The following is a 14,910-nucleotide window of genomic DNA, read 5'->3' on the forward strand; positions in this document are numbered from 1 at the left end:
CTCGTCGAAGCGGACGGTGGCCGGGTCCGCCTGCACGGTCGCGCGTCATGCGTCGACCTGCCGGATGACACCGGTCAACACGTTCTGCAACTCCTCGGCCTTGAAGGGCAGCCCCGCCACCTTCGTGTGGCTGACGACGTCGATCAGGTGACGTGCCCGGATCAGCATCGCGAGCTGACCGAGGTTCATCTCGGGGATGATCACCCGGTCGTAGGCGGCCAGTACCGTACCGAGATTGCCCGGCATGGGATTGAGATGACGCAGGTGCGCCGACGCGATCGACATCCCGGCCGCCCGCACTCGACGGCAGGCCGCGCCGATCGGGCCGAAGGTGGAGCCCCAGCCGAGGACGAGCACGCGAGCCTGTCCGTCCGGGTCGTCCACCGTCAGATCCGGCACGGTGATGCCGTCGATCTTGGCCTGGCGCAGCCGGACCATGCGGTCGTGGTTGTCGGGGGAGTAGGAGATGTCTCCCCGGCCGTCGGACTTCTCCAGGCCGCCGATCCGATGCTGTAATCCCGAGGTGCCCGGCACCGCCCACGGACGGGCCAGCGTCTCCGGATCGCGCAGGTAGGGCCAGAACTCCCCGGAGCCGTCCGGCGCGTTGGGCTCCGTAGCGAAGGCCACTCGGAGGTCGGGCAGGTCGTCCACCTCGGGGACCAGCCAGGGCTCCGAGCCGTTGGCGATGTAGCCGTCCGAGAGCAGCAGCACCGGCGTCCGGTAGGTGAGAGCGATCCGCACCGCGTCGAGCGTGACCGCGAAACAGTCGGCAGGGGAGGCGGGGGCGAGCACCGGGACGGGTGCCTCGCCGTTGCGGCCGAACATGGCCTGCAACAGGTCGGCCTGTTCGGTCTTCGTCGGCAGCCCGGTCGACGGGCCGCCGCGCTGGATGTCGCAGATCAGCAGCGGCAGCTCGGTCATCACCGCCAGCCCCACCGTCTCGGCCTTGAGCGCGATGCCGGGGCCGGAGGTGGACGTCACGCCCAGCGCCCCGCCGTAGGCCGCCCCGAGTGCCGCGCCGATGCCCGCGATCTCGTCCTCGGCCTGGAACGTCGTGACGTCGAAGTTCTTGTGCCTGCTCAACTCGTGCAGGATGTCGGAGGCAGGCGTGATCGGGTAGGTGCCCAGGAACACCGGCAGTTCGGCGAGCCTGCCCGCCGCGACGATGCCGTAGGCCAGCGCGGCGTTGCCGGTGATCTGGCGATAAGTGCCGGGGGCCAGCTTGGCGGGTGCGACCTCGTAGGTGACGGCGAAGGCCTCGGTGGTCTCGCCGTAGTTCCAGCCGGTGCGGAACGCCACGACGTTGGCCTCGGCGATGTCCGGTCGGCGTCCGAACTTCTCGCGCAGGAAGCGTTCCGTGCCCTCGGTCGGCCGGTTGTACATCCACGACAGCAGGCCGAGGGCGAACATGTTCTTCGACCGCTCCGCGTCCTTCTTCGACACGCCCAGCTCCGTCAACGCGGTCCTGGTGAGCGTCGCCATGGCCACCTCGTGCACCTGGAACTCGGCGAGTGAGCCGTCCTCCAGCGGATTCTGCGCGTAGGCGACCTTGGTGAGGTTGCGCTTGGTGAACTCGTCGGTGTTGACGATCAGGATGCCGCCCTTGGGCAGGTCAGCGATGTTGGCCTTCAGGGCGGCGGGGTTCATCGCGACGAGTACGTCGGGACGGTCACCGGGGGTGAGGATGTCGTAGTCGGCGAAGTGGAGCTGGAAGCTCGACACGCCGGGCAGCGTCCCGGCTGGGGCCCGAATCTCGGCCGGGAAGTTCGGCAGTGTCGCGAGGTCGTTGCCGAACGCGGCGGCCTCTGAGGTGAAGCGGTCGCCGGTGAGCTGCATTCCGTCGCCGGAGTCACCCGCGAAGCGGATGACGACGCGATCGAGCCGTCTGCCCGCCGGGCGGACGGCCGATCCCGTTCCGGGGCCGGCGTGGCCTGTGTCGTCGTGATCGGTCACCGTCATGGCTCGATTCCTCACGGCTGTCGGGGACAACGGCGTGGTCGGGCGGGGAGGGCATGGCGAACTGGGTGTCCGGCCCGCAGGCGGTCCGACAGACGTGTGACGGCGCTGCCGGGACAGGCTGGAGCGTAGAAGGCGGCACTCGACGCGGGATCGGGCCGGCAGGCTCAGGTCGTCGCGGCTCCCCCTTGAAGACTCCTGCCCGGTCTCGCCGGTGCATGCTCGTCTCTCGCCACCCAGCGTACCGACGGTTCATGGCCGAACGCTTGGATCATTCGGGGCTTATCGCGCCGGTCGTCCCTCCTGCCGTGCGCCCGTGGCGCCCTCCGGCATCGCAGGCCGTTCCAACAGTTTGGACAGCACCACCGTGGAGACGGTGCGGTCGATGAAGTCGACGGCCCGCAGCCGCTCCAGCGCCGTCTCGAGATGCTGGATGCTGGCCGCGCGCAGGTGCACGATCGCATCGGCCGCGCCGGAGACGGTGTAGGCCCCGACCACCTCGGCCAACGGTTCCAGCCCCACCCTGATCTGACCGGGCGCGACATTGCCGTGGCAGTAGACCTCGACGAACGCCTCGGTGCCCCAGCCGAGTGCCTCGGGATCGACCACGGCCGTGAAGCCGCGCAGCACGCCGAGGTCGAGCAGCCGGTCCACCCGTCGTTTCACCGCGGGGGCCGACAGACCCACTCGGGCGCCGATGTCGGCGAAGCTGGAGCGGGCGTCGGCCACCATGCACGAAATGATTCGATGGTCAGTCTTGTCCATACGAAACATTCTGCCTATGAAGACGCAATAGTGCGGCGTTGTTCGTGCGTCTTCGAGGATTTACATTTCGATCCATGACGGTGGCGGATGTGCGTGGTCTCGGCTCCCTCGACCAGCGGAGCGGTCTCACGGTGCTCCCGGTGCCTGCGGCACCCGACGAGCCGAGACTGCCGCGTGCCCGGCGGTACCTGATGTGCCCGCCGGAGTACTTCGAGGTCGCCTATGCGATCAACCCGTGGATGAACCTCGGGGTGGTGGTGGACCGGGCCGAGGCGATGCGCCAGTGGCAGGAGCTGCGCCGCACCTACGAGCGACTCGGCCACACGGTGGAGGTGATCACCCCGGAGCCCGGCCTGCCGGACATGGTGTTCGCGGCGAACTCGGGCACCGTGGTGGACGGGCGGGTCCTCGGCGCTCGGTTCCGCGCGCCGGAGCGGGCCGCCGAGGCGGAGCACTACCGCCGATGGTTCGGGGAGAACGGCTTCCGGGACGTGGTCATGCCCGCCTGCACGAACGAGGCGGAGGGCGACTTCACCTGGACCGGTTCAGTGCTGCTCGCCGGGACGGGATTCCGCACCGACCCGGCCGCACACGGCGAGGCCCAGGAGGTCCTGGGAGTCCCGGTCGTGTCGCTGCGGCTCGTCGACCCGCGCTACTACCACCTCGACGTCGCACTCTTCGTGCTGGCCGAGGGCGGGCCGGGCCGATCGCCGTTGGTGGCCTACCTCCCCGACGCCTTCTCACCGGGCAGCAGGCGGGTGCTCGCCAGGCTCTTCCCGGACGCCGTCCTCGCCACCGAACAGGACGCGGCCTGCCTCGGGCTCAACGCCGTCTCCGACGGCAGGCACGTCGTGCTGCCTCTGGAGGCGACCGGCCTGGCCGACCAGGTCGCCGCCCGAGGATTCGAACCGGTGTTCGTCGACGTCAGCGAGCTGCGCAAGTCCGGGGGCGGCCCGAAGTGCTGCACGATGGAACTGCGGGCCTGATCGGGTCCGACGGCGGGGCGACCGGCGCCTGACCGGGGCGGGGTGGCCGCCCGACGAGTCTCGGCTGCCCGGCAGGTGCGCAAACCGGTCGTGAGCCGGGCTGAGGTGCACGGGGGCGGCCCGCGACCTCAGCCTGGCGTCCCGTTCGCCTCGGCATCTGGAATCCACGCGGTGGCGGTGAGACCGCCCACCTGCTCGGCGGTCAGCTTCAGCGTCCCGTCGTGGGCTTCGACGATGGCTGCGATGAGGGTGAGGCCCAGCCCGTGGCCCTGCCTGCCGTTGCGGTCGGCGGACCGCCCCGCGCCCCGGAAGAAGGGCTCGGTGAGCAGCGCGAGCGTCTCGGGCGGCACGACCTCGCCGCTGTTCGACACCGTCAGCACGGCGCCACCCCGCTCGCGGGGGGCAGGCCCGCAGGTGACGGCGACCGAGCCGCCTCGGTGGTTGTGGCGCAGCGCGTTCTGCAGCAGGTTCATGGCGAGCTGCCGGAGCAGGACCGCGTCGCCGCACGCAGGCGCCTTCTCGACGTGCGTGGTGAGCGTGATGTCCACCTCGGCCGCCTCCTGACGAACCTCGGGCAGGGCCTCGGTCGCCACGTCGGCGAGGTCGACCGGTCCCGTCGACAGCGGGCCCCGGCCGATCTCGGACAGGTCGAGAAGCGCCTCCACCGTCTCGATGCTGCGTCGATTGGTGGCCTGCAGCCGGGCGATGAGCGTGGGGACGTCCTGGTCGTCGAGGCTGTCGGCGGCGACGTCGAGCATCGCCTTGCTGGTGGCCAGCGGGGTGCGCAACTCGTGCGAGGCGTCGGCGGCGAAGCGCTGGTGTGCCCGGAACGACCGGTCCAGCCGTTCCAGCATGGTGTCGAAGGTGTCGGAGAGGTCCTTGAACTCGTCGTCCGGGCCGCGCAGTGCCACCCGGTGGTCGAGCGAGCCGGTCCCTGCGCGCTGCGCCGCCGCGTTGAGCTGCTGGAGCGGTCGCAGCATCCGACCCGCGACGAGCCAGCCGACCCACGCACCCACCACGCCGATGACCAGCAGGACGGCGATCGAGACCACGAAGAGCGTGTCGAGCACGTCATCGCGATCACGGAGGGTGAGTGGCGAGGATCTGGTCACGTCGACGATGGCGACCTCGGTCGAGTCATTCCAGGGTTGTGCGGACCCTGCCGCGTTCGGGTCCAACCCCGTGGGACCGGTGGGACCGGTGGGACCGCTGGGACCGCTGGCGGGATCATCGACCCGCTGCGGCGTACTGATCGCGTAGGTCGGCACATACCGCATGAAGACGTTGATGAGCGTGACCATCGTCGCGCCGATGAACAGCAGCAGGCCGGTGTAGGTGAGGGTCAGCCTGGCTCGCACGGTGAGCCGGAATCGTCGGGAGGCCGAGTGCGTCGAGTCGGCTCCGCGACTCGGGTCAGGTGGTCTCCTCCGTCCCCTGCCCGGGTGCCGACTCGTCTTCGAACTCGGCTGGTCGTCCGCCGCCGCCGTCCGCTCACGCACGGCGGGCCGGCTCCTCGACGCGGTAGCCGACACCGGACACGGTATGGATCACCCAGGGGGTGCCGAGTCGCTTGCGCAACGTGGAGATGGTGACCCGGATGGCGTTGGTGAACGGGTCCGCGTTGCGATCCCAGGCCTTCTCCAACAGCGTCTCCGCGCTGACCACGCCGCCCCGCGCCGACAGCAGGATCTCCAGGACGGCGAACTCCTTGCGACTCAGGCGTACCAGCCTGCCGTCCCGGTAGACCTCGCGGCGGAACGGGTCGAGCCGGACGCCCGCCAACTCCAGCATCGGCGGGTCCGCCCGGCCGGTCCGGCGGTTGAGCGACCGAAGCCGCGCTACGAGCTCGGGGAAGTCGAAGGGCTTGGCGAGGTAGTCGTCGGCACCGATCTCGAAGCCTGCGACCTTCTCGTGGAGCCTGCGGGCGGCCGTGAGCATGAGCACCCGGCAGTCCCAGTCCGAGCGGGCGATCCGGCGACAGACGTCGTCGCCATGGGTGCCGGGGATGTCCCGGTCGAGGACCACCACGTCGTAGTCGTCCACCTCGAGGGCGGCGAGGGCGCTGTCGCCGTCGTGCACGGTGTCCGAGGCGATCGCCTCTCTCCGCAGCCGGGTGGCGATGGCCTCGGCGAGGTACACCTCGTCCTCGACGATGAGCACGCGCATCGGATCTCCTGTTCTCGTCGTCGAGGCGCGGCTGGCAGCTGCCGGTTCGCACTCGTGCCCGGTGGGCGGGCTCGGACCGAGTACAGCATCCGGCGTTTATGGAAAAGGTAAGCGCAGGTACAGACGATCTCACAACATGCGCGGCGCTGAACTGTGCACGTCGGCGACACCACGGCAGGCGAGTGCCTGCCCACCCCTCGAGTGTCGCGACGTGAAGGAGTCTGAGGATGCGCATCAAGAACCGGTGGACGACCAGGAGCGCCCTGCTCGCCCTCCCACTAGCCGTCCTGCTGCTGGGGGCCTGCGGCGGCACGGCGGAGGAGGACGACGCGGCGTCCTCGGGGTCTTCCGAGTCCTCCTCGGGGCCCACGGGCGGCGACTCCGAGGCCGCGACGGACGAGGACTTCATGGAATGGCAGCTCAGCCACGCGAGCTGCATGCGGGACAACGGCATCGACATGCCCGACCCCGAGGGGGACGCCGGGTCGCTCAGCATCGAACTCGAGTCCGTGGACACCGACGCCTGGATGGCGGCCAGCGAGATCTGCCGGGAGGAACTCGGCGACCCGCCGATGGTCGACGACGGCCGGACGCCGGAGGAGCGTCTCGAGCAGCAGCTCGAGACGGCCGCATGCCTGCGCGAGAACGGATTCGACATCGCCGACCCGCAGCCGGACACCGCGATGGAGATTCCCGCCGACGCGCCGGACGAGGTGCTGAGCGAGTGCGGCATCGGCATGTCCACCGGCGCAGGCTCCTGACGCGGGCGGCGGGCATGAACGACGAGCAGAACGACGAGCCGCGCGGGCCGGGCGAGTCGCCGGGCAGGGCGGACTCCACCGAGGTGCGCCCGGACGAGCCGCGCCGAGACGACCTCGGCTCGGGGAGCCCGCCTGCCACGGAACCGTCGACGAAGGACCGGCCTGCGAGGCGGTCGCGTCGTACCCGAGCCGCTGCGGAACCGGCGGACACGCGAGCCGGTCGGCGGCCACGGCGTCGGATCGTCGTCGGGGCGCTCGCGCTGCTCCTCGTCGCGGGCGGTGCGGGCGGTGTGTACGCCTTCGACCGTGCCCAGGCGGCCGGGGACGACGCCGACGCCGCACCGCCGCGCGCCGACGTCGTCACCGAGACGATCGTGCGCGGCGATCTGACGGGGAGCACCCGCGCGCAGGGCAGCCTGGAGCACTCCGGCGGCAGCGGCATCAGCGCCGCGACGGCGGGGACGGTCACCGAGCTGCCCGATCCCGGGCAGCAGCTGGGGCTCGGCGACGTCGCGTTCCGCGTCGACAACCAGCCGATCCTCCTGCTGCACGGGCGGCTGCCCGCCTGGCGCCCGTTCGCCTACGGCATGGACGACGGGCCGGACGTGCGGCAGCTGGAGGAGAGCCTGGCCGCGCTGGGCCACTTCGACGGCGAGCCCGACGACACCTTCGGCTGGCCGACGGCCTCGGCGATTCAGGCCTGGCAGGGCGAGAACGGACTGCGGAAGACGGGGGAGATCGAGCTGGGTCGGATCGTCTTCACCTCGGGTGACGTCCGGGTCGGCTCTCTCGGCGTTGCCGTGGGCGACCAGGTGGGGCCCGGCGTCGAGGTCCTCGGGGTCACCGGACTGGACAAGATCGTCAAGATCGACCTGGAACTGCGGCATCAGGCGCTCGCGGTTCCCGACAAGCCGGTGACCGTGAGCCTGCCCGGTGGCGAGGACGTGTCCGGCTACGTCACCTCGGTGGGGGTTCCCACCGAGACCGAGGGGCCGACGGGGACTGCCGTGCGCCTGCCCGTGACGGTCACCCTGGACGACGCCGAGGCTGCGGCCGATCTGCAACAGGCGAGCGTGACCGTGGAGTTCGCGAGCGAGACCCGCGAGGACGTGATCCACGTCCCGGTCGCCGCGCTGCTCGCGCAGCCCGGTGGCGGCTTCGGGGTGGAGGTCCGGGAGGCGGACGGCACGATCGACCTGATCACCGTCGAGACCGGCATGTTCGTCGACGGTCGTGTCGAGATCTCCGGCGACGGGCTGGCCGAAGGCCAGGAAGTCGTGGTGCCTTCGCTGTGAACTCGATCATCGAACTGCGCGGGGTCTCCCGCGACTACGGACGCCCGGCGGTCCGAGCACTGAAGGAGGTGTCTCTACGCATCGACCGGGGGGAGCTCACCGCCATCCTCGGCCCCAGCGGCTCGGGGAAGTCGACCATGCTCAATCTGATCGGCACGCTCGATCGGCCCAGCCAGGGCACGGCCGTCATCGACGGACAGGACGTCGCACGGTTGTCGGACTCCGCCCTCTCGGCCCTGCGTGCCCACCGGATCGGCTTCGTCTTCCAGCAGTTCCACCTCGCCGACGGCGTCACCGCGATCGACAACGTCGCCGACGGGCTGCTCTACACCGGAGTGCCTCGGCGGGTGCGGCGGCGGCGCGCGCTCGAGGCACTGCACCGAGTGGGCCTCGGCCACCGCGCCGACCACCGTCCGAACCAGCTCTCCGGCGGTGAGCGGCAGCGGGTGGCCGTCGCCAGGGCCGTCGTCGGCGACCCGCCGCTGCTGCTGGCCGACGAGCCGACCGGCAATCTCGACACGACATCGGGCGCCACGGTGGTCCAGCTCCTGCGCGACCTCAACGCCGCAGGCACCACGGTGGTCGTGATCACCCACGACGTCGAACTGGCCGCGATGCTGCCTCGTCGCATCAGCCTTCGTGACGGTGAACTCGTCGACGATTCGGCTGCCATGCCGATCGGGCCGACGTCATGACCGCGCGGTGGGGACGATCGCGGCTACGGGGCGGCGACGTGTTCCGGCTCGGCACGAGCGGAGTGCGGTCCAGGCCTGCTCGGGCGATCCTGTCCGCGCTCGGGATCGCGATCGGCATCGCGGCGATGATCGCGGTGGTCGGCATCTCGACCTCCAGCCAGGCCCGGCTGGACGCGCAGTTGGCGGCGCTCGGTACGAACCTGCTGACCGTCACGCCGAACACGCAGGGGTTCAACCGGGATGCGACCCTGCCCGCCGAGGCCGTCGAGATGGTCAGCCGGATCGAGGGGGTCGACCAGGTCGGCTCGGTGGCCGCGATCGAGGACGTCAACGTCTATCGCAATCACCTGGTCGACCCGGCGGCCACCGGCGGCATGATCGTGAACGCGGCGCACCCGAGCCTGCTGGAGGTGACGGGCGCCGAGATAGCCGCCGGTACCTGGCTGAACGAGGCGACCGGCGAGTTCTCTGCCGTCGTCCTCGGTGCGACCGCCGCCGAGCGGCTCGGGATCGTCGAGCCCGGCAGCCAGGTCTGGCTGGGCGGGCATTATTTCACCGTCATCGGCATCCTCGCGCCGGTCGAGCTCGCCCCCGAGCTCGACACGGCGGCGCTGATCGGGGAAGCGGTCGCCACCGAGCTCTTCGACTTCGACGGCAGCCCGACGACCGTGTACGAGCGGTCCGTCGATCACGGCGTCGAGGCGGTTCGTGAGCTGCTGCCCGCGACGGTGAATCCGGCCGCGCCGGAGGACGTGGCCGTGAGCAGGCCGTCCGACGCCCTCGCCGCTCGCGATGCGGCGGACCAGGCTTTCACCGGCCTGCTCGTCGGCCTCGGCTCGGTGGCGCTGCTGGTCGGCGGCATCGGGGTCGCCAACACCATGATCATCTCGGTGTTGGAGCGACGGCGGGAGATCGGACTCCGGCGGGCGCTCGGGGCGACTCGTGGACACATCCGAGCCCAGTTCCTGACCGAGGCGCTCGTCCTGTCGGCGCTCGGGGGCCTGGCAGGGGTCGTCATCGGAGTCGGGGTGACCACGGCGTTCGCGGTGTCGCAGGGGTGGCCGATGGTCGTCCCGGTGGAGGTGCTCGCGGCCGGTGTCGCGGCGACGGTGCTGCTGGGCGGACTGGCCGGTCTGTATCCGGCGGTGCGCGCGGCGCGCACGCCGCCGACGACGGCGCTGAGCGGTTAGACCCGCCGATCTTCGGCGGCCCGGCTCGGCGGCTTCGGCCCGGCGGGCCGCCGGATCGGTGTTCGGACCCGGGGGAGGTCGGGGGCCCGGGAACGGGGCCGGGAGCGGAGGTACTCGTGCCGTCGGCACGGCGGCCTTCCGGTCCCGGCCCCGGTCGGGTTCCGCCTGCTGTCGCCATCTCGGGCGCGGGAGCCGGGTACTTCGGCGGGTGTTCGGGGTGGTAGGCCTGCTTGTCGTCGTGGCCGGGCCGCCGTGCCTGCCGTCGGACGACCTGCGGCATCGTCCCGCCGAATCTGCGGTTCGTGGGCCGGGCGACCGAGGCGAGCCGCCGCGCGGTGACGGCGATGTCGAGTTGCGGCACGGGTTCGAGCTGCGCAGGCGGTTCCTGACGGCCGACGAGATCGGAGCCGTGCGGCGTCGAGGCCGGGGCGGTGCTGGTGTGCCTGCCGAGCGGGCAGCGGCCGCCGGGCGGCCGGGGGCGGCATCGATGTGATCGCGGCCTGCGAAGGACGTCGACGGCGAGCGGGCCGCCGGGGCGGAATCGGCCCGATCCGGTCAGGCCGGGCCCCGACCGGGTGGCGGCGGGCCCGGCGATGCGGCCGGTCAGTCCGTCACGAGCGCGAACTCCTCGATCAGGCGGTTCTCGTGATGTACGGCGACGCGGTTGGATCGGGTCCAACTCTGTTCGATCGACACGTTGACGGCACTCTCGTCGGATAACCGGGCGTCGAACTCGGTGATCAGCCGGGCGGACTTGGTCTTCACCAGCTCGCGCCCGTTCAGCAGCACGCTGAACCGGGAGACGAGACTGCCGTCCACGATGGCCACGGCGACGAGGTCGTCGCCGATCTGGATCTGTCGCCTGCGTCGAAACGTGTCCACTGCGAACCTCGATGTCATCGTGCGGTGACCTCTCGATCCTTTACCTGCGATTCTCCCATCGGTCCCCGTCAACTCGGACCGTGCCGGTCACGACTCGGTGATGTCCACGATCTCCCCGGCCGCACCACGTCGTCGGTCCGGCACGTCCGGTCACGGCGTGCCTCGGCTGTGCCCTGGGGGAAACCGGACGGCCGAGCCGCCGGGAGGCCGCTAGCGTCGGAGCAATGAAGGTCGTGGAACTGCTGCCTTGCCTGCATGTGCTCGTCTTCGACCACGGACAGGCCTACCTGTGGAGCGACCCGGACTCGCTGACCTTGATCGACACCGGTCACGCGGGCTCCGGCGCCGACATCGCCTCGGCGATTCGCGACCTCGGCAGGCGGAGCGAAGAACTGGACCGCGTCATCCTGACCCACTGGCACCCCGACCACACCGGCTCGGCGGCCGAGATCGCGGCCTGGCACGACGGGGTCACGATCCTGGCGCACGGTGCCGATGCTCCGGTGATCCGGGGTGAGCAGGCCGGACCGCCGCCGGACCTGCTGGACTGGGAACGTCCGTTGTACGACCGGGTCGAAGCCGCCGTCCCCGCCGCACCGCCCGCGCGGGTCGATCAGGAACTCGCCGACGGACAGCTGCTCGACTTCGCGGGCGGCGCGGCGGTGATCGCCGTCGCCGGCCACACCGAGGGCAGCATCGCGATCCATCTGCCCGTGCACCGCGTGCTGTTCACCGGCGACACGGTGGCGAACGTGAACGGGCAGACGATGCTCGGCGTGTTCAACGTCGACCGAGCGCGTGCCGTCGACTCGTTGCACACGCTGGCCGCCCTCGACGCCGACCTGGTCCTCGTCGGCCACGGCGACCCGATCACCAGCGGCGGAGCGGCCCGGCTTCGGACGGCGGCGGCTGAGGCGACGGTCGAGGGCTGACTCGGCGCGAGACGCGAGGGCGTGCGGCTGCGAGGGTGCGAGGCGTGCGCCGCAAGGCCCGCCAGAACCACGGCGACTACGACGACGGTGTCCTGCGTCCCGAGCCGGCAGCGGGACGCCGAGGCTGACGGTGCACCAGACGGGATGACGACGTCCCTTCCGCCTGACCGGACCTCGCCCATGAGCAGCCTTCGCCCGCGACGTTGTTCCGCCCTGACCGGATGGCCCGCCCCTCCGCGATATTGCGCGCTGGACGGGCCGGGCGGGCGCCAGATCACACCCGCGGGTCGGCCAGGACTTTGCCCAGCGCTCGGGCGTACATCCGTCCGGGACTGGGCGCCGATGGTGGACGGAGGAAACCGGGCAGCATCGGGGGACTCGCCGCGAACGGTGCCAGCCTCGCGTACAGGGCGTTCGCATCGGCAGGCCGGTCCTCGGGCTGCTTCTCCAGCAGATCCAGCACGATCCGGTTCAGCTCGGCGGGGACCCCCGGCACCGGCGGCGGAGTCTCCTTCACCTGCCGCTCGAACACCGCGTATGCGGTAGGACCGGTGAAGAGCTGCCTGCCCGTGAGCATCTCGTGCAGCACGCACCCCAGGGCGTAGAGGTCGCTGTGCCCTCCGGCGACGCCCCGCTGGATCTGCTCCGGCGCCATGTAGGCGGGGGTGCCGAGCAGCTGCCCGGCCCTGGTGAATCGTGCCGCATCGGACTCCCGAAGCATCGCGAGTCCGAAATCGAGGACCGTCACGCTCCCATCTGGGCAGAGCATCAGGTTCGTCGGCTTGAGATCGCGATGACAGATCGACAGCAGATGTGCCGCCGAGAGCACCGCGCAGGCTTGAGCGCCGATCGAGGCGGCCCACGCGACCGGCAGCGGACCGTGCTCGGCGACCAGATCCGCGATCGTGACACCGTCGATGAACTGCATGACCTGGAAGAGTCGCTGGTCGAACATGCCGAAGTCGAAGAGGATCGGCGCGCCCGCGTGCTCCAGGCGCGCCAGGATGCGTGCCTCTCGGATGAAGCGCTGCTCCGACTCCTCGTCCGGTCCTCCGGGCAGATACAGGAACTTCACGGCGACTCGGCGGTCGAGGTGTCGATCATGGGCGCCGTATACGGCGCCCATGCCACCTCGGCCGAGCGGAAGCTCCTCCAGCTCATATCGGTCGGCGACGAGCATGCGCCCTCCCATGAACCGCGCGATCCGACACCGTCACCATCTGCGCACGCCTCGAAAGCCTGGAGAGCCTGTCTTCGATCCCTGCTTTCGGAGTTGCGCGGGGCAGGCGCGACGATCTGCGGCGTTGTCGTCGGTCACCATGGCTCCCTCCTGTCGCCTGGCAGCTCAGCCACGCCGATCCCCGCTTACGACTTCAGAGGGACCACAGACAGACTCTGACATCAGCCTGGCCGCAGATGGCCGTCGGCGAGGCCGTCGAGGCCGGAACGCACCAGGGCCGCTCCCAACTCGGCGGTCTGCCGTAGGGAGTCTTCGAGATCGGCCAACGCCCGGAATGCGCGACCATAGTCCTGTTGCTCGGCCAGCGGCAGCCTCGGCACCCGGACTCGACGTGCGTCCAGGCGACTCGATCCGGACGTGGCGAGCCTGCCCGCGTGCCGGAGGAACCCCGCGAGGAAGTCGGGATCGAGCCGGTCGGGATCGACTCGATACGACGTGAGGTGCGGACCCAGCACCGCACCGCCGTCGGCGACCACCCGCACCGGCCCCGTCGGCGCGGTCACCACGTCGCCGGGCTCCACCGGCACCAGTCCGCTGATCGAGCGGGTCAGCCCGGACGGCGTCTGCCCGGTCACCAGATCCTCGCTGGTCAGCGCCGGGACGTCCCCGGCGTTCAGCGCCATGCGAGGCGGCGCGGTCTGCACCAGGATCGAGCCCGCCTTAGCCAACTCGCCGACCGTGGTCATCGGCAGGACACGTTGCTCGTCGAGAACCGCCAGCGCAGGCGGCTCGACCGCCGTCGAGCGAAACCGCTCGAGCGCCGCCCGGAACTCGGCGCCCACCTCGGCGGTTCCCCGCACGCGATGTCGAGCCGGGCTGACGTCGACGTCGTCGTCGAGCAGGTCGATGATCGCCACCATCGGATCGTGCGCCGAGGGTGCGTCGGCCAGCACTCGGTCCCAGGCGGCCTCGATCCCGGCGAAGTCGCCGTCCGACTCCAGCAGCAGGAGGTGCTGGGGGGCGCGATCAGTCGGCTCGGGCCGCCGCAACAGCCACAGATCCGACATCCCGGTGCCGAGACTGACCACCGCCCGCAACGCGCCCGCCCGCAGCAGGTTGCCGCGAATCCGCCTGCCCGGCCTGCGACTCGCCGCCGAGGGCGGCATCAGGATCGCGACGAGCCCGCCCGGTCGAACGCGCGCCAGACAGTGCTGCACCCAGGCGAGTTCCGGCTCGCCACGAGGGGGAAGTCCATACTCCCAGCGAGGATCGCCGGTCAGCTCGTCGTATCCCCAGGCGCGGTCGTTGAACGGCGGATCGCAGACCACGGCGTCGATGGTGTCGGCCCGGTGGGCGCCGATCTCGTCGCGACGCAGCGAATCCCCCGCGAGCACCGTCGCGTCGACGTCCCGGAGTCGCAGCCGCACGGCCGTGATGACCGCTGAGGACTCGTCGATCTCCTGACCCAGCGCCCGCCCTGCCGGGACGGCATAGAGCAGATTGCCCAGGCCGCAGGCCGGGTCCAGTACCGTGCCGTCGGCGGGGAGCACCAACCGTGCGATCAGGCTGCACAGCTCGTCGGAGGTCGCGAGCAGCCTGCGGGAATGTGCCTGCTGGTAACGGGTGCACAGGAACTCGAACGCGCCGAGGAACCCGTCGGCGGCCGCCAACTGGGCGAGCAGCCGAGTGGAGTCGGCGTCGACGGCTCGCTGGACGAGTGCCCCGCCGGGAAGCTGCTCGCTCTGCCGGTCGTCGCCGTCGCGCAGCCGCAGGAGTAAGGCACCGGCGGCGGCCACCGACTCGCCGAGCCGAAGATCATCGGCTCTCGCCCGCAGGTGTTGCCAGACCCGATCGCCCAACGACACGGCGACCGGCTTCCCATGGCGGCGCAGCCAGCACTCGACCTCCCGCAGGAGGAACAACGGGCTCGAGGCGGTGCCGCCGACCGGTTGCGGGAAGTCGTCGTGACGCCGCCGCCAGTTGCTCACGGCTGCTCGACCCATGCCGACGAGCCGTGCGATGTCGCCGGTGCTCACCGTGGCATCTGAGTTCACGAGGACCAGCCTAGTTCGCGGCGCGAGAACACCCCACAAGGTCAATGC

The 14,910-nt window shown here is 70.9% G+C and carries 14 protein-coding genes; 7 read left to right on the forward strand and 7 right to left on the reverse strand.

Annotated features, from left to right (window positions below):
• Positions 1-45: 45 nt before the first annotated feature.
• Positions 46-1,959: a 2-oxoacid:acceptor oxidoreductase subunit alpha gene (locus tag UA75_RS02630; RefSeq protein WP_075738558.1), complete on the reverse strand. Its 1,914-nt coding sequence runs from the start codon at positions 1,957-1,959 to the stop codon at positions 46-48.
• A gap of 279 nt (positions 1,960-2,238) precedes the next feature.
• The gene (locus UA75_RS02635; protein ID WP_075738560.1) at positions 2,239-2,721 is read right to left on the reverse strand and encodes an Lrp/AsnC family transcriptional regulator; all 483 of its coding nucleotides are present in this window, start codon (positions 2,719-2,721) and stop codon (positions 2,239-2,241) included.
• Positions 2,722-2,795: 74 nt separating this feature from the next.
• On the opposite strand from UA75_RS02635, the gene ddaH reads away from it, so the two are divergent.
• Complete coding sequence (ddaH, locus tag UA75_RS02640) at positions 2,796-3,707, forward strand: dimethylargininase (RefSeq protein ID WP_083682875.1); 912 nt, start codon at positions 2,796-2,798, stop codon at positions 3,705-3,707.
• Between the two features lie 128 nt (positions 3,708-3,835).
• On the opposite strand, the gene UA75_RS02645 is transcribed toward ddaH, so the two are convergent.
• Both UA75_RS02645 and UA75_RS02650 read right to left on the reverse strand, forming a co-directional pair.
• Positions 3,836-5,065: a sensor histidine kinase gene (locus tag UA75_RS02645; protein WP_075738562.1), complete on the reverse strand. Its 1,230-nt coding sequence runs from the start codon at positions 5,063-5,065 to the stop codon at positions 3,836-3,838.
• A gap of 133 nt (positions 5,066-5,198) precedes the next feature.
• The gene (locus UA75_RS02650) at positions 5,199-5,873 is read right to left on the reverse strand and encodes a response regulator transcription factor (protein ID WP_075738564.1); all 675 of its coding nucleotides are present in this window, start codon (positions 5,871-5,873) and stop codon (positions 5,199-5,201) included.
• A 227-nt stretch (positions 5,874-6,100) separates the two neighbouring features.
• Between UA75_RS02650 and UA75_RS32460 the strand changes: the two genes are divergently transcribed.
• From UA75_RS32460 to UA75_RS02675, 5 genes are all read left to right on the forward strand, one after another.
• Entirely contained in the window at positions 6,101-6,634 is a 534-nt protein-coding gene (locus UA75_RS32460; protein WP_075738566.1) for a hypothetical protein, read from the forward strand.
• Positions 6,598-7,929, forward strand: coding sequence for a peptidoglycan-binding protein (locus UA75_RS32465; protein ID WP_157433957.1), 1,332 nt, complete (start codon positions 6,598-6,600; stop codon positions 7,927-7,929). Before UA75_RS32460 ends, UA75_RS32465 begins: the two co-directional genes overlap by 37 nt.
• Entirely contained in the window at positions 7,926-8,624 is a 699-nt protein-coding gene (locus UA75_RS02665) for an ABC transporter ATP-binding protein (RefSeq protein ID WP_075738568.1), read from the forward strand. The genes UA75_RS32465 and UA75_RS02665 overlap by 4 nt, the downstream gene beginning before the upstream one ends.
• Positions 8,621-9,814 carry an ABC transporter permease gene (locus tag UA75_RS02670; RefSeq protein ID WP_075738570.1) on the forward strand — a complete coding sequence of 398 codons (1,194 nt, stop codon included), beginning with the start codon at positions 8,621-8,623 and terminating at the stop codon, positions 9,812-9,814. Before UA75_RS02665 ends, UA75_RS02670 begins: the two co-directional genes overlap by 4 nt.
• Before the next feature lie 217 nt (positions 9,815-10,031).
• On the forward strand, positions 10,032-10,307 hold the full coding sequence (locus UA75_RS02675; RefSeq protein WP_157433958.1) for a hypothetical protein: 276 nt from the start codon (positions 10,032-10,034) through the stop codon (positions 10,305-10,307).
• Between the two features lie 110 nt (positions 10,308-10,417).
• Here UA75_RS02675 and UA75_RS02680 read toward each other — a convergent pair whose 3' ends face one another.
• Complete coding sequence (locus UA75_RS02680) at positions 10,418-10,714, reverse strand: hypothetical protein (RefSeq protein ID WP_157433959.1); 297 nt, start codon at positions 10,712-10,714, stop codon at positions 10,418-10,420.
• 206 nt (positions 10,715-10,920) lie between these two features.
• Here UA75_RS02680 and UA75_RS02685 point away from each other — a divergent pair, with 206 nt between their 5' ends.
• On the forward strand, positions 10,921-11,628 hold the full coding sequence (locus UA75_RS02685; RefSeq protein WP_075738576.1) for an MBL fold metallo-hydrolase: 708 nt from the start codon (positions 10,921-10,923) through the stop codon (positions 11,626-11,628).
• Positions 11,629-11,902: 274 nt separating this feature from the next.
• Here the strand turns inward: UA75_RS02685 and UA75_RS02690 are convergent, their stop codons facing one another.
• Positions 11,903-12,808 carry a serine/threonine-protein kinase gene (locus tag UA75_RS02690; protein WP_075738578.1) on the reverse strand — a complete coding sequence of 302 codons (906 nt, stop codon included), beginning with the start codon at positions 12,806-12,808 and terminating at the stop codon, positions 11,903-11,905.
• 221 nt (positions 12,809-13,029) lie between these two features.
• Positions 13,030-14,862: an N-6 DNA methylase gene (locus UA75_RS02695; protein WP_075738580.1), complete on the reverse strand. Its 1,833-nt coding sequence runs from the start codon at positions 14,860-14,862 to the stop codon at positions 13,030-13,032.
• Between the last annotated feature and the right edge of the window lie 48 nt (positions 14,863-14,910).

This window comes from Actinoalloteichus sp. GBA129-24 (assembly GCF_001941645.1).
In the GTDB taxonomy this organism is placed as follows: Bacteria; Actinomycetota; Actinomycetes; order Mycobacteriales; family Pseudonocardiaceae; genus Actinoalloteichus_A; species Actinoalloteichus_A fjordicus.